A 19,085-nucleotide genomic window follows, 5' to 3' on the forward strand; every position below is an offset into this window, starting at 1 on the left:
TCCTCTTTGGGCGGTGGCTTGCCGCCGAATTCGGATAATTCTTGGCAAGCCGTCAAACCTTTGTCGCCAAACAGCGGTCATCTGCTACGATAGTCGTAAAAGCATTCGACGGGAGGGAATAGCGTCATGGCCAGCGTGAAATCCGCAGCGAAGCCGAAGAAAAAAGCCTCATCAGCGGCAAAGACCGAGGAAAGGCCAGCCAGGCTTGCCGATTACCTGCTCGCCCGCGCGCCGGCCGAAGACATCGCCGCCTATGAGGCGGCCGACCTCGCACGTGCCGCCGAACTTGCCGGCCAGGCAGTCGCCGGCCACAAGAAGGGTGAGTGCGTCGTTGCCGTCGAGACCGATTCGGGCGTCGTTCGCGAGGGTCGGCCGGTCACGGTCATCACCGTCGTCAACGACAACATGCCGTTCCTGTTCGATTCCATCCTGGGCGAGATCACCGAGACATCAGGCGAACCGACCCTGGTCACCCACCCGGTCATCACCGTCCGCCACGGCAAGAACGGCGTCGAGGAAATCCTCGGCGACGGCAATTTCGCCAGGGACGACAGCAATCACGACCGGCTGAGCGTCATCCACGTCCATATACCGCGGCTGACGGCGGAGGCGGCGAACGCTCTGACCGAGCGATTGCGCAAGATGCTCGGCCAGGTGCACGCCGCCGTCAACGACTGGAAGCCGATGCTCGCCCGCCTCGACCAGGCGATCTCGGAATTCCGCTATTCGCCGGTGCCGCTCGACAAGAAGAGCGTCGCCGAGGCGATCGCCTTCCTGGAGTGGCTGCGCGACGACAATTTCACCTTCCTCGGCATGCGCGAGTTCAAATACTCAGGCGGCGAGGAAAGCGGCAATCTGGAGCGCGCCGACAAGCCCGGCCTCGGCATCCTCTCCGATCCCGATGTGCTGGTGCTGCGGCGCGGCACCGAAGCGGTGACGACGACGCCTGAGATTCGCGCCTTCCTGCATGGACCGGAGCCGCTGATCGTCACCAAGGCCAATGCCAAGTCTTCCGTGCATAGGCGCATCTATCTCGATTACATCGGCGTCAAGACCTATACCCCGAAGGGCGCGCTTGCTGGCGAACTGCGCATCGTCGGCCTGTTCACCTCGACCGCCTACACGCGCTCGGTGATGAAGATCCCGTATCTGCGCTCCAAGGCCGAGACCATCATCGCCAAGTCGGGCTTCGACCGGCACGACCATTCCGGCAAGGCGCTGATCAACGTGCTGGAAAGCTATCCGCGCGACGAACTGTTCCAGGTGCCGGTGCCGATCCTGCGCAAGCATGCCGCGGCCATTCTCGGCCTGGTCGAGCGGCCTCGTGTGCGGGCGCTGGTGCGCGCTGATCAGTTCGACCGCTTCGTCTCGATCCTCGTCTTCGTGCCGCGCGACCGCTACGACAGCGTCGTGCGCGAGAAGATCGGCGCCTATCTGAAAACCGTGTTCGAGGGCCGGCTGTCGGCCTATTACCCGGCCTTCCCCGAAGGCGGGCTGGCGCGCGTGCATTTCATCATCGGCCGCTCCGGTGGCAAGACGCCGAAGGTCGAGCAGGCGACGATCGAAGCGGCGATCCGCGACATCGTGCGCACCTGGGAGGACGCCCTTTCCGACGCGGCGGATGCCGACGGCGGTGACCAGGCGTTGAAGGCCATCGCCGCAAGGCTGCCGGAAAGCTATCGCGATACGTTCAGCGCCGCGGTGGCGCTGGCCGATGCCGGGCGCATTGCAAAAATCAGCGCCGAGAATCCGATCGCCATCGACTATTACCGCCATGCCGAGCAGAAGCCGCACCAGGCGGCGCTGAAGATCTATCACCATGGCAGCCCGGTGGCACTGTCGCGGCGTGTGCCGGTGCTGGAAAACATCGGCTTCCGTGTCATCAGCGAGCGCACTTTCGAGGTCGGCGACGGTCCGTCCGGCATGGTCTTCATCCACGACATGGAGCTTGAGAACGCCTACGGCAAGCCGATCGACCTTAGCGATCATGGGGCGCTGTTCGAGGACGCATTCCTCGCTGTCTGGCGCGGCGACGTCGACAATGACGGCTATAATGGCCTTGCCCAGACCGCCGGCCTGTGGTCCGGCGAAATCACCATCCTGCGCGCCTATGGCCGCTACCTGCAGCAGGTCGGCATTCCGCAAAGCCAGGATTTCATCGCCGCGGCGCTCAACCGCTATCCCGAGATCGCGCGCGGCCTGCATGCGCTGTTCATCGCAAGGCTTGGGCCGACGGCGCAGACCGAGGGCGTGGTGGCGGCAAAGCACCTCAAGGCCAAGATCAAGGACGCGTTGGAGGATGTGCCCAACATCGACGACGACACCATCATCCGCCGCTACCTCAATCTGATCGAAGCCTCGCTGCGCACCAATCATTTCGTTGCCGATACGAACGAGAAGGGCCAGTCGCTGGCGATCAAGCTCGAATCGCAGGCGATCGAGGGACTGCCGGCGCCACGGCCATGGCGCGAGATCTTCGTCTACGGTTCCGAGGTCGAGGGCGTGCACCTGCGCTTCGGCCCGGTGGCGCGCGGCGGCCTGCGCTGGTCGGACCGCGCCCAGGACTACCGCACCGAGGTGCTCGGCCTGGTCAAGGCGCAGCAGGTCAAGAACGCCGTCATCGTGCCGGTCGGCGCCAAGGGCGGCTTCTTTCCCAAGCGTCTGCCGACGGGCGGAAGCCGCGACGCCATCTTCGAGGCCGGCACCTCGGCCTACAAGAACTTCGTCTCCAGCCTTTTGTCGATCACTGACAATATCGGCCTCGACGGTGTCATTCCGCCGGCCGGCGTCGTCAGGCGCGACCAGGACGATCCCTATTTCGTCGTCGCCGCCGACAAGGGCACGGCGACCTTCTCCGACACCGCCAACGCCATCTCCGAGAAGCATGGTTTCTGGCTCGACGATGCCTTCGCCAGCGGCGGCTCGGCCGGCTATGACCACAAGAAGATGGGCATCACCGCCAAGGGCGCCTGGGAAGCGGTCAAGCGGCACTTCCGCGAGATCAACCGCGACATCCAGACCTCGCCCTTCACCGTCGTCGGTGTCGGAGACATGTCGGGCGACGTGTTCGGCAACGGCATGCTTTTGTCGCCGAACACAAGGCTGATCGCCGCCTTCGACCATCGCGACATCTTCATCGATCCCGATCCCGACATGGCGGCCTCGATGACCGAGCGCGAGCGCATGTTCGCGCTGCCGCGTTCGAGCTGGCAGGACTATGACAAGACCAAGCTGTCGGAAGGCGGCGTCATCGTCTCGCGCAGCCAGAAGTCGATCACCTTGCCGGCCGCGGCGGCGGCGGCGATTGGACTCAGCAAAACCACCGCCACGCCGGCCGAGATCATGACCGCCATCCTCAAGGCGCCGGTCGACCTGCTGTGGTTCGGCGGTATCGGCACTTACCTGAGGGCCTCCACCGAAACCAATGCCGAGGTCGGCGACCGCGCCAATGACGCCATCCGCATCACCGCGCTCGACGTGCGCGCCAAGGTGATCGGCGAGGGCGCCAATCTCGGCGTCACGCAGAGGGCGCGCATCGAGTTCGGCATGAATGGCGGCCGTTGCAATTCCGACGCCATCGACAATTCGGGCGGCGTCAATTGCTCCGACGTCGAGGTCAACATCAAGATCGCGCTGGCGTCGGCCATGCGCAAGGGTTCGCTGACGCGCCCGGCCCGCAACAAGCTGCTGGCCGAGATGACCGGCGAGGTCGGCGGGCTGGTGCTGTCCAACAACTACGAGCAGACGCTGGCGCTTTCGATCGCCCGCAAGCGCGGCCTTGCCGACATCGCGCATCAGGCCCGCTTCATGTCGGCGCTCGAAGCACGCGGCCTGCTCGACCGTGCCGTGGAAACATTGCCGTCGCCGGCAGCCCTTACCGAGCGCGAGGCGCGCGGCGAGCCGCTGACCCGGGCCGAGCTCGGCGTGCTGCTCGCCTATGCCAAGATCGTGCTGTTTTCCGACATTGTCGCCAGCGACGTGCCGGATGACGCGCATTTCGACCGCGACCTGATGGGCTATTTCCCCGACCGGATGGCGAAGAAATACGCCGCCGAAATCCACGGCCACAGGCTGCGCCGCGAAATCATCGCCCGCGTCGTTGCCAATGATCTGGTCAATCGCGGCGGCCCGTCCTTCGTCAACCGGCTGCAGGAAGCCACGGGACGCACCGCCGCCGATGTGGTGCGCACCTTCGCTGTGGTGCGTGACGGCTTTGCCCTGCCGGCGCTCTATCGCGAGATCGACGCGCTCGACAACCAGATCGACGGCCAGGTGCAGCTCGATCTCTATCAGATGGTGAGCCGGCTCATCTACGTGACCAGCGGCTGGTATCTGAAGAACGACGCCGGCACGGCGCCGCTTAGCCAGCGTATCGCCGAGCTGCAGGAGGCGCGCAAAGCGCTCGAGCCGAAGCTCGCTTCGCTGCTGCCGGCGTTTTCGCGCGAGCGGATCGAGGAGAAGCGGCATGGACTGTTCAAGGCCGGCGCGCCGGAAAAACTCGCCGAACAGCTGGCACTGAGCGAGGTGGCGGAATTGATCCCCGACATCGCGCTGACCGCGCGGATGGCAAATGCCGACATCGTCGCCGCAGCAAGAGCGTTCTTTGCGGTGAGCGATGCCTTCCGCATCCCGCGTGTCGAGGACGCCGCGCGCTCGATCACGCCGTCGGACTATTATGATCAGCTCGCTTTGTCGCGCGCCACCGACACGATCGGTGCTGCACGGCGCGGCATCGCGGTGGCGGCACTCACCGGCCATGCCAAGACGGCCGATCCGGTGGCGGCGTGGCTGGAAGCCGGTGGCGAGCGGGTGGCACGCATCCGCGAGCGGCTGCAGGCGCTGACCGAAGGCGGCGACATAACCGTGTCGCGGCTGTCGGTCGCGTCAGGTCTGATGAGCGATCTGACCGGCATGTGAGGCTTACCCTCCCCCTCGTGGGGAGGGTCGCTGCGAAGCGGCGGGGTGGGGGGCGGCGCCGACCCACCTGGACCTTCGGTCCGACGTCCCCACAAGGGGGAGGTAGGGGTTAGCGCTCTCTTGCTCCCGTTCACTCGGCAATGAAAGTGCTGCAAGCCAATGAACGGCAGCACGACGCTTGTGTTTGCATGACCATCGGAAAACATGCAGACATGGCGCCGCCAACGACATGAGGCGAGTGGAGGGTATATGGCCGAGGTAGCAGTGCAGCGGGCGTCCGGGCGCGGCATCTGGGGATGGATGTTCTTCGACTGGGCGGCGCAGCCGTTCTTCACGGTGGTCACCACCTTCATCTTCGGCCCCTATTTCGTTTCGCGCATGGCGAGCGATCCCAACACCGGCCAGGCCGTCTGGGGTTATGGCATCGCCGCTGCCGGACTGGTCATCGCGATATTGTCGCCGATCCTTGGCTCGATCGCCGACCAGACCGGGCCGCGCAAGCCGTGGATTGCCTTCTTTGCGGCGATCAAGATCAGCAGTCTCGCCCTGCTCTGGTTTGCCGCGCCCGGCTCGAACCTGTTCCTGATCGTGGCACTGTTTTCGCTGGCGTCGGTGGCTGCGGAATTCTCCACTGTGTTCAACGATTCGATGATGCCGCGGCTGGTGCCGAAGAGCGAGATCGGCCGCATCTCCAACATGGCCTGGGGCCTCGGCTATCTCGGTGGCATGATCGCGCTGATCTTCGTCGTCACCTGTCTCGCCGGCTCGCTGGAGACCGGCAAGACGATCATCGGCATTACCCCGCTGTTTGGGCTCGATCCGTATCTGGGCGAGGATGCGCGCGCCACCGGGCCGCTGTCGGCCGGCTGGTATTTCCTATTCATCCTGCCGATGTTCCTGTTCACACCCGACGCCATCAAGGGCATTCCGATCGGGCCGGCGGTGCGCGAGGGCCTGTTGGAGCTGAAATCGACTTTGGCCGAGGTGCGCAAGCGCGGTGGCATCTTCCGCTTTCTGGTCGCCCGCATGATCTACCAGGATGGCGTCAATGCGCTGCTGGCGCTCGGTGGCACCTTCGCGGCCGGCATGTTCCACTGGTCGATCACCGAGATCGGCATGTTCGGCATCATCCTCAATGTCGTTGCCATCTTCGGCTGCTGGATCGCGGCGCGGCTCGACACCGCGCTCGGCTCTAAGGCGGTGGTGATGATCGCGCTGGTCATGCTGTCGGTCGCCACAATCGGCGTCGTCTCGACTGGTCCGGGCTTCACGCTGCTCGGCCTGATCCAGCTCTCGACCGCCGATTCCGGCGGCCTGTTCGGCACGGCGGCCGAGAAGGCCTACATCCTGTACGGACTGCTGATCGGCCTGGCTTTCGGCCCGGTACAGGCGTCGTCGCGTTCCTACATGGCGCGCAGCGTTACGGCGGCGGAATCCGGCCGCTATTTCGGCATCTACGCGCTGGCCGGCCGGGCAACCAGCTTCCTGGCGCCGTTCCTGGTGGCGACCATCACCGCGCTCAGCGATTCGGCGCGGCTCGGCATGGCGGTGATCTTCCTGTTCCTGGCCATCGGCATGGCGATTTTGGTTCGCACGCCGTATCCCGCGGACCAGCCGGTGGAGTAGTGCCTTACCCTCCCCCTTGTGGGGAGGGTCGATCCGCGAAGCGGAGCGGGGTGGGGGGCAGCGCCATCACCCCACCCCGGCGCGCTCGCAAGCGAGCGCACCGACCCTCCCCATCGAGGGGAGGGTAAACGCGCTCAGTGCCGGAAATGCCTGACCCCGGTAAACACCATCGCAATACCGTGTTCATCGGCCGCCGCAATGACGTCCTTGTCGTTCATCGAGCCGCCCGGCTGGATCACGGCGGTGGCGCCGGCTGCGACCGCGGCAAGCAGGCCGTCGGCGAAGGGGAAAAAGGCGTCGGAGGCGACGACCGAGCCCTTGGTCAGCGGTTCGGCCATGCCTGCTGCTTCCGCCGCATCGAGCGCCTTGCGGGCGGCGATGCGGGAGGAATCGACGCGGCTCATCTGGCCGGCGCCGATGCCGACGGTGGCGCCGTCTTTGGCGTAGACGATGGCGTTCGACTTGACGTGCTTGGCAACGCGGAAGGCGAATTTGAGATCGGCCATCTCCGCCGGTGTCGGCGCCCGCTTGGTCACCACTTTCAGTTCGAGGTCGTCGACCACGGCGTTGTCCCGGCCCTGGACGAGCAGGCCGCCCGCAACGGATTTGACCGTCGTGCCGGGCGAGCGCGGATCCGGCAGGCCGCCGGTGACCAGCAGGCGCAGGTTCTTCTTCGCGGCAACGATCGCCACCGCTTCGTCCGTCGCATCGGGCGCGATGATCACCTCGGTAAAGGTCTTCACGATTTCTTCCGCCGCCTCGGCGTCGAGGGTGCGATTCACAGCGACGATGCCGCCGAAGGCCGAGACCGGGTCGCAAGCCAGCGCCTTGGCATAGGCCGATTTCAGCGAGGCGCCCTCGGCGACGCCACAGGGGTTGGCGTGCTTGATGATCGCCACAGCGGCGGAGCGGCTGGGATCGAACTCGCCGGCCAGTTCGAAGGCGGCGTCGGTGTCGTTGATGTTGTTGTAGGAGAGCTGCTTGCCCTGCAATTGCCGCGCCGTGGCGACGCCCGGCCGCTTGTCGCCATTGACGTAGAAGCCGGCGCCCTGGTGCGGGTTTTCGCCATAGCGCATCACCTCGGCCAGCCTGCCGCCGAAGGCGCGCCAGGTCGGATGCTCGATCTCCAGCGCCTCAGCGAACCAGCCGGAGATCGCCGCGTCATAGCTGGCGGTGCGGGCAAAGGCCTTGGCTGCCAGCTTCTTGCGGAAATCCAGCGACAGCGAGCCGATGTTCATCTCCAGTGCGTTCAGCACCGAGGCATAGTCGCCTGGGTCGGTGACGATGGCGACGTAGGCGTGGTTCTTGGCCGAGGCGCGGATCATCGCCGGGCCGCCAATGTCGATGTTCTCGACGATCGATGCATAGTCGGCGCCGGAGCGGCGGACTTCCTCGAACGGATAGAGATTGGAGACGAGGAGATCGATCGGCTCGATGCGGTGTTTGCGCATTGCCGCCGCATGCTCGGGGTCGTCGCGCACGCCAAGCAGTGCGCCGTGCACGGAAGGATGCAGCGTCTTGACGCGGCCATCCATGATCTCGGGAAAGCCGGTGAGCTCGGAGACGTCGCGCACCGCCAGGCCCGCCTCGGCGAGAGCCTTGGCGGTGCCGCCGGTCGAGACCAGCTCGACACCGGCCGCGGCCAATGCCCTGGCGAAGTCGATGAGGCCGGTCTTGTCGAAAACGGAGAGCAAGGCACGACGGACCGGGACGAGATCCGGAGCGGGAATGTTCTTGGCGGCGACGGCCATGGGCTGGCGGCCTTTCACGGCTGGTGTGGTGGATGCCCGCGCCGTAGCACATGACGCCTGGAAATCAAACCGGCCTGGGCCGCCTCAGTTGTTTTCGGGATAACCGGCGATGCTGGTTCGCGTCAGCTGCCAGTGGACTTCGGACACGTCGGACGCCTTGAAGGCAAGCACGATCTGCCGGCTTCGGCGCGGTCCACCAAGACCGGCGAAATAGATCGATTCCTCGACCTCGGGCACCACTTCGCTTGCGGTGAATACCCAGCTGTCGGCCTGGTCGGCGGTCAGCACCAGCCGGTCGTGCTCGTCCTGCAAAAGGTTGATGTCGGGATGGACATGGAAGCGCACGGTGATGAAGTCACGGCCATTGTTGCGGATCGCGGCATTGCCGGGGCGCTGAAACCGGTCCCTGCCGGCCAGCACGTTGCCATTCGTAGACAGCTTCAGCTCACGCTCATGCAGGAAGCCGAAACGCGGGACATAGCCGTCATGACGGGCAATGAAACCCTGGACGCCCTTCTGGTCGATGCGCTTGCACTGCACATTCTGCGGGCCGCCGATCAGCGGCGAACCGAGCAGGTCGTTGACGCGCAGCGAATGGCTGAAGCGCGCCGACGAGGTGTCGTTGATGGTGGCGGTCGAGTGCGCGGCGGTGGCGCGGGCCAGCGGCCGGAACTCGGCGGCGCCATAGGTGTCGATGCCGGCATTGACGATATAGTGCTGGCGGCCGGACGACAGTTCGAAGGCAAGGCAGCCGGCGTGCGCGGCGTTGGACACGTCGACCGGCGGCGGCAGGCCGGTGTCGGCGATGACCGTGACCCCGCCCATTGACAGCCGCTCATAGCCCGAATGCGGCGCGTGCAGCAGCGGCGCGCCGGCAGTGTCGTCATGGCGCAATATGGTGGCGATGCGGTCATGGATGGTGGCGCCCATGCCGTTGAAGCGGGCAAGGCTGCCATCCTGGTGGCGGAAGAAGCGCAGCGCCGGCAGCATGCGGTCGATGGCGCCGATCAGTGCCTGCGGTGGGGCCTCCGCCTGGTTGGCGTAGGTCTGGCGCAGCGGCAAAAGGTCGGCGAGGATCTCCAGAACCGTCATCGGATTGCGTGAGATGTGGCCGCCGTCGGCAAGGATCTGGCGGTTGAGTTCCTCGGCGAGGTTGCGGGTGGCGCCGCGCAGCGCCGAAGCCGGCGCCGGCAGGGACAGAGCGGCGAAGGCAAGTGCTATGCGGGCGCGCAGCCGGTCCTTGCCGTCTGGCATTTCACGCGCCATCGACCTGAGATAGCGGATCTGGACGGCCAGCGACTTCAAGAAGGCGCGGTAGAAGGGGAATTCGGCGCCCTGCAGCACGACGGAGGAATGCTGCAGCCAGGCGATGATGCGCTTGGCCGTCGTCCCGGGCTCCCAGGCGATGCCGGCAATGTTGTTGCCATGCATGGCGATCCAGTCGGACACCAGGGCACGCGCATTGGCGGCGGCAAGCTCGGTGCCCGCGGCGCGCATGTGGCGCAGCCAGCGAAAACCATGCAGCGTCTTTTGCCAGCCATGATTGGGCACGTTGATCTGGAAAGGCGACTTGCCGCCGGTCTCGACCAGATGCCCCGACAGGGGATAGCGGCCGTAATAGATCTCGAGCGCGATCTGCGGGTCGGCGAGGCGCAGGTCCGGTGGTGCGATCAGGACACGTTCGGGCGTGCGGCCGGAATAGCGCCAGCGATAGACCGGCCCGGCACGCAGGCGCCGGCGCGTCTTGCGCCAGAACTCCTTCGCGACCAGCGTCCACAGACGCGTCGTGTTGCTGGCAACGAGTGCCAAAAGCCCTCCTGGTCGTCCTCTACCCCGGTGCGGAGTTTACATGATTGAACGAGTCGTGCGAAGGCGAATTCCTGGGAATGGGGTCGGTGCCCGATACCCTCCCTAAAAAAGTCAGCAAATTCTGCCGGTTAACTCAAATAGCGCCGCGCGATGCGACGCGATTTGTTTTTGTTACATGCATGTCGTCACCCCAAAACCGCTACGCACTTTTGGGCGACATGCATTAGCCGGCTCGGCGCATGCGGGCGGCGAAGAAGCCGTCAAGGCCCGAGCGCTCCGCGGCACCGAGGTCGAGATCGGCGGGCGTGGTGCGCAGCGTGCCTTGCGCCGTCAGGAACGAATCGACGCCAGCGACCTCGCCCTGCTGCAGCGGATCGTCGACGACCGCCGCTGTGTCCTTGAGAAAAGCACGATGCAGGTCTTCGCCTTCGAGTGGGTCGAGCGAACAATTGGAAAAGACGATCCGGCCGCCGGGCCTAACCAGCGTGACGGCACGGGCGAGCAACCGCCCTTGCAGGTCGGCGAGCTTTTCGACATCGGCCGCCGTCTTGGTCCATGGCACGTCGGGGTGCCGGCGCACCGTGCCGGTCGACGAGCAGGGCGCATCGAGCAGCACGGCGTCGAACAGCTCCTCCGGCTCGTATTTGAGGAGGTCGGCCTGGATGATTTCGGCCGACAGGCCGAGGCGGTCGAGATTCTGCGTCAGCCGGGCCAGCCGGTTCTTCGAGGTGTCAACGGCGGTGACCCTGGCGCCGGCCAGGATCAGCTGGGCGGTCTTGCCGCCAGGCGCGGCGCAGAGATCGGCGACACGCAACCCCCTGACATCGCCGAACAGCCGTGCCGGCAGACTGGCGGCGGCATCCTGGACCCACCAGGCGCCTTCCGCGAAGCCGGGCAGTTCGGTGACGGCCCCGGCAAGGTTTTCCACGCGCACCGTGCCGGTGGGCAAGACGATGCCGCCGAGCCTTTCGGCCCAGAGTTCGGGATCGGCCTTGACCGAGAAGTCGACCGGCGCCTCAACGCGATGGGCTGCGAGAATCTGCCTGGCCTTATCAGGGCCATAGGAGGCTTTCAGCCGGTCGGAAAACCATTTTGGCGCTTCGTCGGTGGCGGCAAGAGCCTTCGGCAGTTCAGTGTCCTTGGCACGTGCCAGGGTGCGCAGCACGCCGTTGACGAGGCCGGAAAAGCGCTGCGTGCGTGGATCGGACTTGGCGTGCGTCACCGCGAGGTCGACAGCGGCGCTGTCGGGAATGTCGAGGAACAGGATTTGTGCCGCCGCTACATGCAGTATGTGCGACAAAGCGGTGGCGTTGGGCGGCAGGGGCTTTTCCAGGCGTCGCGCCAGCAGCCCCGCAATGGTCATGCGGAAGCGCAGCGCGGTGACCAGGATGGCACGCACCAGGCCGCGATCACGCAAATCGAGCGCTTTGTATTGCGGGTGGCCGTTTTCGTGGTCGGTCAATCCGTCGAGCGGCGTCCTGGCGTCGATGACGGCGGCAAGCAGCCGCGCCGCTGCCTTGCGGGCGGCAAGGCCGGCGACGAATTCGCCGCCGTCTCTATGGTCCTGATCGCCTGAGCCTGTGCGCCGAGGTGCTCCCACGCTCACGACCAGCGGCCTTTAGGCCCGGTCGGGTTGCGTCCCCATGGGTTGGGCTTCGGCGCGGCCGGCTCCGCCGGCTGTTCTGCTTGAGGCGCCTGACCCCACGGACCGGACGGCTGTTGCTCCTCGGCCTGCCGGGGCGCCGGCGCCTGGCGCGGCGCGGCCTGGGTGCTGCCGCCTGCCATCTGCCGTGCCATTTCCTGCAAAGCGGCGATGCGGTTGTCGGTGCTCGGATGGGTGGAGAACAGATTGTCCATGCGCTCGCCGTGCAGGGGATTGATGATGAAGAGATGCGCCATCGCCGGATTGCGCTCCGCATCGGGGTTGGGGATGCGTTCTGCTCCACGGGCGATCTTGTCAAGCGCCGATGCCAGCCACAGCGGGTGTCCACAGATTTCGGCGCCACGCCGGTCGGCCTCGTATTCGCGGGTGCGGCTGACCGCCATCTGCACGATCATGGCGGCAAAAGGCGCCACGATCATCGCCGCCAGCACGCCGACAAAGCCGAACGGGTTGTTGTCGCGGTTGCCGCCGAGGAAGAAGGCGAAATTGCCCAGCATCGAGATGGCGCCGGCAAAGGTGGCGACGATGGTCATGGTTAGCGTGTCGCGATGCTGCACATGCGCGAGCTCGTGCGCCATCACGGCCGCGACCTCTTCATGGGTCAGCCGCTGCAGCAGGCCGGTGGAGGCGGCGACCGCCGCGTTCTGCGGGTTGCGGCCGGTGGCGAAGGCGTTGGGCTGCGGATTGTCGATCAGGTAGGTCTTCGGCATCGGCACCCCGGCCTGCTTGGCCAGTGCCTCGACGATGGCGTAATATTCAGGCGCGTTCTTCTCGTCGACCTCGACGGCGCGGTTCATCGACAGCACCATCTTGTCGGCGTTCCAGTAGCTGAACAGATTGGTGCCGGCGGCGATCACCAGCGCGATCATCATGCCGCCCGAACCGCCGATCAGAAAGCCGACGCCCATGAACAGCGCCGTCATCGCCGCAAGAAGCATGGCGGTGCGAAGGGTGTTCATCGTCTGCTCCTGTCGTGTCGGTGGCAAAAAGGGGTCGATCGTCTTGGGTTCATGGCTATATGATGGGAAACGCCTGCCCCTGTTTCAATCTTCGGGGAATATCGCATGACCGACGAAACCAGTAAAACGCCCGCCGGCCGGGATGACGGCGCGCCGTCAAAAGAACTGACGCCCGCCGCCCGCCGCGCGCTGGCGGAAGCCGAGGCACGGCGGCAAGACTATCGCCAGAAGGAAGCCGCGCTGCCTCGGGAAATCGGCGGCCGCGGCGGCAAGGAACCCGGCCGCTACGGCGACTGGGAAGTCAAAGGCCTGACCAGCGATTTTTAGAGTGCGCCGATATTCAGGTGATGCCGGCCTGCAAACGGTGGTTGCCCGCGCTCCGGTGCCTCAAGCAGCGCTGCGCTGCGCCTCAAGCGCCAGCCAGCCGCGCTCGTCGACGGTGATGCCGACATTGTTGTAGCCCGCGATCGCGGCATGCTGCGTCGGCAGCGGGTGCGAGTGCGTGGCGCTGATCACCATGACCGCGGCTTGGGCGGCCTCCGCCGCCGCGATGCCTGCCGGGGCATCCTCGAACACCAGGCAGTCGCGCGCATCGAAGCCGAGCCGTTGCGCGCCAAGCCGGAAGCAGTCGGGCGCCGGCTTGCCACGGGAAACGTCTTCCGCCGCAACGATGACCGCGGGGACAGGAATGCCGGCCGCCTCCATGCGTGCAAGCGCCAGGGAGCGCGGCGCCGAGGTGACGATCGCCCAGCTTTCACCGGGCAACGCCTTGAGAAACGCCACGGCGCCGGGGATCGGGACAATGCCATCCAGATCGGCGGCCTCGGCCTGCAGCAGCAGGTCCGCCTCATGCGCCGGGTCGACGCCTGGAAGGGCTAGGTTGGTGATGGTCTCGATCGCCCGCACACCGTGGATCGTCGGCAGGAAGGCGGCGACGTCGAGGCCATGGCGGTGCGCCCAGTCGCTCCACACCCGCTCCGCCGAGGCGATGGAATTGATGAGGGTGCCGTCCATATCGAAGAGAAAGGCGGCGAATTTTCTGCCAGCAAACATGATTTTCCTTGAAGTCCGGGAGAGTGTGTCGAGGGAGGGTGCAACCGTAACGTCAAGGTACGGCCATGGAAAGGCACGCGGGCGTATTTTGCGGGCGATCCAGGGAACCACAGCCAGCTTGCGGCGTTTCAACGGCATTGTTTTCCATGACGATCGAAGGGGACCTGCGATGCTGATCCGGCTCGGCTACGAAATCTCCATTGAATGCGCCGAGGCCACTCCGGTGATTTCGCTGCTCGAGATCCACAAGGACAGGCAGGCCGACATCAAGCGGCAGACGCGGGTGCTGACATCGCCTTCGGTGCCGACCAGGCTCTACCAGGATCTGCATGGCAATGGCTGCCGCCGCTTCACCGCACCGGCCGGCACCTTTCGCATCCTCTACGATGCAGTGATCGAAGACAGTGGCGAGACGGACGAGGTCAACACGCTGGCCCGGGAAATGCCGGTAGCCGAATTGCCCGACGAGGTGCTCGGCTATCTCTTGGGCAGTCGCTATTGCGAGACCGATCATCTCAGCCATCTCGCCTGGCAGCTGTTTGGTCATCTTCCCTCCGGCTGGGCGCGGGTGCAGGCGATCGTCGACTATGTCCACAACCGGCTGTCATTCGGCTACGGCTATGCGCGTTCGACCCGCACGGCGGCACAGGCGCATGAGGAACGGGTCGGCGTCTGCCGCGACTTCGCCCATTTGGCGATCACGCTCTGCCGCTGCATGAACATTCCGGCGCGTTATGTGAACGGCTATCTCGGCGACATCGGCGTGCCGATCGATCCGGCGCCGATGGACTTCTCGGCCTGGATGGAAGTGTTCCTCGACGGCAAGTGGTACACGTTCGATCCACGCCACAACCGGCCGAGGACCGGCCGCGTCGTCATCGCGCGCGGCCGCGACGCCACCGACGTGCCCTTGCTGCACAGCTTCGGCCCGCACCGGCTCAGCCTGTTCAAGGTGTGGACCTATGAGCAGGAGGGCAATTTGTTCAATCCGCCCCATCACGGCATCGACCGGACGGTCAGCGCACAGATGCTCGCTTAGTCCTTCGTACCGTTTTGTGTTTCACAACCTCGGGACGGTTGGCCCGCTTCGGCACAGAAGGCCTGTGCCGCAACAGGACGTTATGGAGCATTCCGCCATCGCCTCGATTCGAGCATGGTAAGCGATCCCTAAACGCCGCAGAAACCGCGTTCTCCCGTTTACCGGTCATTCACCTTTGTAAAGAGCGAAATCCAACAAAAACAACAGATTGATTGTCTAGGGCTTAGTTCCGGCGCCCGACGAGCGGCTTCCGGCCGGAATCCTGCATTGCCCTCACTGCGGCGACGAGGCCGAGGCATGCGGAGGCTGTTGGATGCGAAATTACGGGGGTCTTGTTCACGCGGTCGGCGGGTTCGCCAGACACAGCGGTGGAAATTTCACAATCCTGTTCGGCTTTGCTGCCTCGGTCTTGGCGCTGGCCGCCGGCTTCTCGGTCAACATCTCGCAGCTCTACAACGCCAAATCGAGCCTGCAGGGCGTCGTCGACGCCGCGGTGACATCGACGGCGCGCGACCTGACGACCGGGGTCATCAAGGAAGCCGATGCCAGCAAGGCGGTGCAGAACTTTCTCGTGGCCAACAGCATGGCGGGCATTCTGCAACCCGACCAGATCGTGCTCGACAAGCTTGTTGTCGACAGGACCGCCAACACGGTGCAGGCGGACGTCCACGTCGATGTCGCCGTGTTCTTCCCGGTCTTCGGCATGGGCGACACGAAGCGCGTCACCGCGTCGACAACATCGCTTTATTCGGACAAGACCATCGAAGTGGCGATGATGCTCGATGTGACCGGATCGATGGCCGCCAACTGGTGGGCCAAGACCGACAAGATCGGTGACCTGCAAACGGCCGCTTCGGCGGCTGTCGAGGACCTGCTGGACAACAACATCGATCCAAAGAATCCGCGCGTGCGCGTGGCCATTGTTCCCTATGCCGAGGCGGTGAATACAGGCGGCCTCGCGGACAGCGTTTTCGTTGAGCAGCCAGGAGGCTCGAATCTGCCGCCACCGGTGGATACGCCGATCCAGGTGGACTCATCCGTGCCCACGCGGCCCGACAATTGTGCCACCGAGCGCAAGGACAAGGATGGCTATGCCGATTATTCGTCCGACGGGCCGTCGGCGCCGCGCCTGAACAACCAGGGCAAGACCTATCTCGCCAAGATCAATCGTGACGATCGTATGGGAAGCTGTCCGAAGCCGGAGCTCATTCCGCTCTCAGCCGACAAGCAGAAATTGCTGAACACCATTGCGAGTTTCAAGGCGGGTGGCGTGACCGCAGGCGGCATTGCCGTGCAATGGGGCTACTACATGCTTTCACCCAACTGGCGCTCGACGATCGTCGACGCCAGGCTGGGTGCCGGCCCCGCCAATTTTGACAGTAGGAAAGTCGGCAAGGTCGCCATCCTGATGACGGACGGCCAGTTCAACACGGCCTTTGCCGGCGGACGCGGCGCGCCCAGATCGCAGAATGCAGGCCAGATGTCGCGAAGCAATGCCGAAAACATCTGCGACAACATGAAGCGCGACGGCATCGAGATCTTCACCATCGGCTTCGACCTCGACGATCCGTCTATGACTTCGACCGAGCGGGATCAGGCGAAGAGCGTGCTCCAGGATTGCTCGACCGCGGACACGTCCACGCTAAAGCACTATTACGAGGCGGCCACGGGTTCCGAGTTGAACGACGCGTTCAATGCCATCGTGCAGAACATCGAGCGGCTGACCATCGCCAAGTGAATTTTGAACACCAGCTGGTCTTTCGCAATGGCCAAAGGAAAAGGCCGCCGCTTCTTTCGAAGCCGGCGGCCTTCCGTGTTTCCGTCCATGGCGCGGCCTGTGGCGGCAACCCCTTCGGGTTACCTGCCGCGCATCTCGCGCCTTAACGGGAAGACTGCTTCCCGAAAGTGCAATCCGCTGAGGCCACGTTCTGGAAAACGAAATCACTCGACATCGGATCACCTCCTTTCGATTTGTTGAACACACAGACATGATGGGGTGCGTTGCAGCAAATGACAAGTGCCATGCACAAAAAGGCGCCCCGCCATAAAACGGCGCCCAGCCAGATCCGCGTGCTTCGGCTTGCGATCCAAGGCCCAAACGGACAACATGGCGTTATCGGGTCACGGGAGGGACCATGGACGCCACCGAGAGAGCCGCGCGCATCGTTCGCACCGTGATCGAGGCGCTGAAACCGGGTTTTGCCGTCAAGCTGTGGACCGGTGAGCGGATCGGTCCCGCCGGCGGTCCGGTGCTTGCCATCAACGATCAGGACATTGTCTGGCAGCTGGCCCGCCGGCCGAATTTCACGACGCTGCTGGAGATGTGGATTTCCCGGACGATCGACGTGGAAGACGGATCGCTGTTCGATCTTTACGCCTTGCCGTCCAAGGGAAAGCTGAGGCTGAAGGCGTTGCCGAAACTGGCGATCCTGCGCGACCTGCCCGCCGTCCTGTTCTCGCGCAAGCAGATGACGAAACGGGCCGATCTGGCCGGACGCAATCCCTTCGTCAGCGGGTCGAACAAGCAGGCGATCGAACATCACTACGACATTTCGAACGCCTTCTACCGCCTCTTCCTCGACGAGCGCATGGTCTACACCTGCGCCTACTTCACTGATTTCGCCAACGGCATCGACCAGGCGCAGAAGGACAAGCTCGACCATATCTGCCGTAAGCTCAGGCTGAAGCCGGGCGACCGGCTGCTCGACATAGGCTGCGGCTGGGGCGCCATGCTGATCCATGCCGCCAAGCACTATGGCGCCATCGGCCACGGCGTCTCGCTGTCGGAGGAACAGACCCGGCTGGCACGCGAGCGCATCCGCGCCGAGGGGCTGGAGGACAGGATCACCATCGACATAAAATCCTACACCGAGCTCGACGGCAGCTATGACAAGATCTCGTCGATCGGCATGTTCGAGGCCGTCGGTCTCGCCAACCACGCCACCTATTTCTCGACCGTCCATCGCCTGCTGAAGCCGGGCGGCATCTATCTGCACCACGCCATCACAAGGCGCGGCAAGGGTGGCACGCGCAAGACTTTGCGCAAGGGCGCGGAGTACAAGGCGCTCATTAAATACATCTTCCCCGGCGGCGAGGTCGACACGATCGGCATGACGCTCGGCAATCTCGAGGCGCACGGCTTCCTCGTCGCCGATGTCGAGAATCTGCGCGAGCACTATGCCCGCACCTGCAGGCTGTGGGCCGAGCGCCTGCAGGCGCGTTTCGAAGAGGCGACCGCCGAGGTCGGCGAGCCCAAGGCTCGGCTGTGGCTGCTTTACCTCACCGGCTGTTCGATCACCTTCGATCGCGGCTCGGCGCAGATTTTCCAGACCGTCGTCACCAAGCGCGCGCGGGGGCCGAGCGGCCTGCCGCCGACACGGGCCGACCTTTATCGGTAGCCGGGAGTTCGCGCCTTACTCGGCGATGCCAAGTGAGGCGATGTAGGCCGCCGAGGCCGGGATCTTGGACTTGTCCCTGATCTCGATGATGAGGCGCGGACTGCTTTCGAGCTTCGCCAACGCGGCAAAGACCGAGCGCCATGGAAGCGTGCCTTCGCCGAGGCTCCAGTGACGATCGGCGTAGCCGTCGGCATCCTGCAAATGGACGTGACGCAGGCGGTTGCCGGCGGCATGCACATAGTAATCGACCGGCGGCGCACCGGTCGAACCATGGGCATAATAGGCATGGCCAGTGTCGATCGAGACGGCGACCGCCGGGGAGTTGAAGCTGTCGGCCAATACCACGCGGATATGCGGGTCCTTGTCCTCGATGTTCTCCAGAACCATCGTGCAGCCGATGTCCTCGGCCCGCCTGACGGCATCACGTAGAGTGAGCTGGCAATAGTCGATGATTTTCTCGCGCTCGCCGGGATTGTTGTCGAGATTGTTATAGGACCAGGTCGTATAGGGGCTGTGAACAACCATCTGCGTCGCACCGATGGCGGCGCAGACCTCGATGCCCTGGACCAGACGCTTGCTGACGACATCGCGAATATCGGGGTCCTGCGAGGCAATGGTGAAGCCCCAGAAAGGTCCGTGAATTCCAAGCCGTCCCCGATGGCCGTCGAGGAGCTTTCTGGCTCGCTCGGCGAGCGGTGCCCAGTCGCCGTTGAGAACACTGGCCTCGGCAAAGCTCTGCAATTCCAGGTCACGCTGTTTTTCGAAGAGCCAGTCGCGATGGATCTCGAGGTCGTCAAGTGTCATGGCGGCGCCGAGAATGGGCAGAGGGGTCATCGGGACTCCGATCGGTGAGATTTCAAGATGTCGGGC

Annotated in this window: 12 protein-coding genes; 6 read left to right on the forward strand and 6 right to left on the reverse strand. The window is 64.6% G+C overall.

Features of this window, described 5'->3' with window-relative positions:
- Positions 1 to 126 precede the first annotated feature (126 nt).
- Both JN279_RS06195 and JN279_RS06200 read left to right on the forward strand, forming a co-directional pair.
- Complete coding sequence (locus tag JN279_RS06195; RefSeq protein ID WP_096451434.1) at positions 127 to 4,917, forward strand: NAD-glutamate dehydrogenase; 4,791 nt, start codon at positions 127 to 129, stop codon at positions 4,915 to 4,917.
- Positions 4,918 to 5,166: 249 nt separating this feature from the next.
- The gene (locus JN279_RS06200) at positions 5,167 to 6,543 is read left to right on the forward strand and encodes an MFS transporter (RefSeq protein ID WP_096451432.1); all 1,377 of its coding nucleotides are present in this window, start codon (positions 5,167 to 5,169) and stop codon (positions 6,541 to 6,543) included.
- Positions 6,544 to 6,677: 134 nt separating this feature from the next.
- Here JN279_RS06200 and purH read toward each other — a convergent pair whose 3' ends face one another.
- From purH to htpX, 4 genes are all read right to left on the reverse strand, one after another.
- Positions 6,678 to 8,294 (reverse strand): bifunctional phosphoribosylaminoimidazolecarboxamide formyltransferase/IMP cyclohydrolase, encoded by a 1,617-nt coding sequence (gene purH, locus JN279_RS06205; protein ID WP_096451430.1) that lies wholly within the window; start codon positions 8,292 to 8,294, stop codon positions 6,678 to 6,680.
- A gap of 84 nt (positions 8,295 to 8,378) precedes the next feature.
- Entirely contained in the window at positions 8,379 to 10,103 is a 1,725-nt protein-coding gene (locus JN279_RS06210; protein WP_096451428.1) for a heparinase II/III family protein, read from the reverse strand.
- A gap of 223 nt (positions 10,104 to 10,326) precedes the next feature.
- The gene (locus tag JN279_RS06215; RefSeq protein ID WP_202353657.1) at positions 10,327 to 11,715 is read right to left on the reverse strand and encodes an RsmB/NOP family class I SAM-dependent RNA methyltransferase; all 1,389 of its coding nucleotides are present in this window, start codon (positions 11,713 to 11,715) and stop codon (positions 10,327 to 10,329) included.
- A complete protein-coding gene (gene htpX / locus JN279_RS06220) occupies positions 11,706 to 12,725 on the reverse strand; it encodes a zinc metalloprotease HtpX (protein WP_202352309.1) in 1,020 nt (339 codons plus the stop codon). Before htpX ends, JN279_RS06215 begins: the two co-directional genes overlap by 10 nt.
- Positions 12,726 to 12,830: 105 nt before the next feature.
- On the opposite strand from htpX, the gene JN279_RS06225 reads away from it, so the two are divergent.
- A complete protein-coding gene (locus tag JN279_RS06225; RefSeq protein WP_095204306.1) occupies positions 12,831 to 13,052 on the forward strand; it encodes a DUF1674 domain-containing protein in 222 nt (73 codons plus the stop codon).
- A gap of 60 nt (positions 13,053 to 13,112) precedes the next feature.
- Here JN279_RS06225 and JN279_RS06230 read toward each other — a convergent pair whose 3' ends face one another.
- Positions 13,113 to 13,778: an HAD-IA family hydrolase gene (locus JN279_RS06230; protein ID WP_202352310.1), complete on the reverse strand. Its 666-nt coding sequence runs from the start codon at positions 13,776 to 13,778 to the stop codon at positions 13,113 to 13,115.
- Between the two features lie 169 nt (positions 13,779 to 13,947).
- Between JN279_RS06230 and JN279_RS06235 the strand changes: the two genes are divergently transcribed.
- The 3 genes from JN279_RS06235 (at position 13,948) to JN279_RS06245 (ending at position 18,215) form a co-directional block, all read left to right on the forward strand.
- Positions 13,948 to 14,817 carry a transglutaminase-like domain-containing protein gene (locus JN279_RS06235; protein WP_202352311.1) on the forward strand — a complete coding sequence of 290 codons (870 nt, stop codon included), beginning with the start codon at positions 13,948 to 13,950 and terminating at the stop codon, positions 14,815 to 14,817.
- Between the two features lie 313 nt (positions 14,818 to 15,130).
- Complete coding sequence (locus JN279_RS06240; protein ID WP_202352312.1) at positions 15,131 to 16,555, forward strand: pilus assembly protein TadG-related protein; 1,425 nt, start codon at positions 15,131 to 15,133, stop codon at positions 16,553 to 16,555.
- A gap of 397 nt (positions 16,556 to 16,952) precedes the next feature.
- The gene (locus JN279_RS06245; protein WP_096451414.1) at positions 16,953 to 18,215 is read left to right on the forward strand and encodes an SAM-dependent methyltransferase; all 1,263 of its coding nucleotides are present in this window, start codon (positions 16,953 to 16,955) and stop codon (positions 18,213 to 18,215) included.
- A gap of 15 nt (positions 18,216 to 18,230) precedes the next feature.
- Here JN279_RS06245 and JN279_RS06250 read toward each other — a convergent pair whose 3' ends face one another.
- Complete coding sequence (locus tag JN279_RS06250; RefSeq protein WP_202352313.1) at positions 18,231 to 19,049, reverse strand: sugar phosphate isomerase/epimerase family protein; 819 nt, start codon at positions 19,047 to 19,049, stop codon at positions 18,231 to 18,233.
- Positions 19,050 to 19,085: the final 36 nt, after the last annotated feature.

Source organism: Mesorhizobium sp. 113-1-2, from assembly GCF_016756475.1.
GTDB classification, from domain to species: domain Bacteria; phylum Pseudomonadota; class Alphaproteobacteria; order Rhizobiales; family Rhizobiaceae; genus Mesorhizobium; species Mesorhizobium loti_C.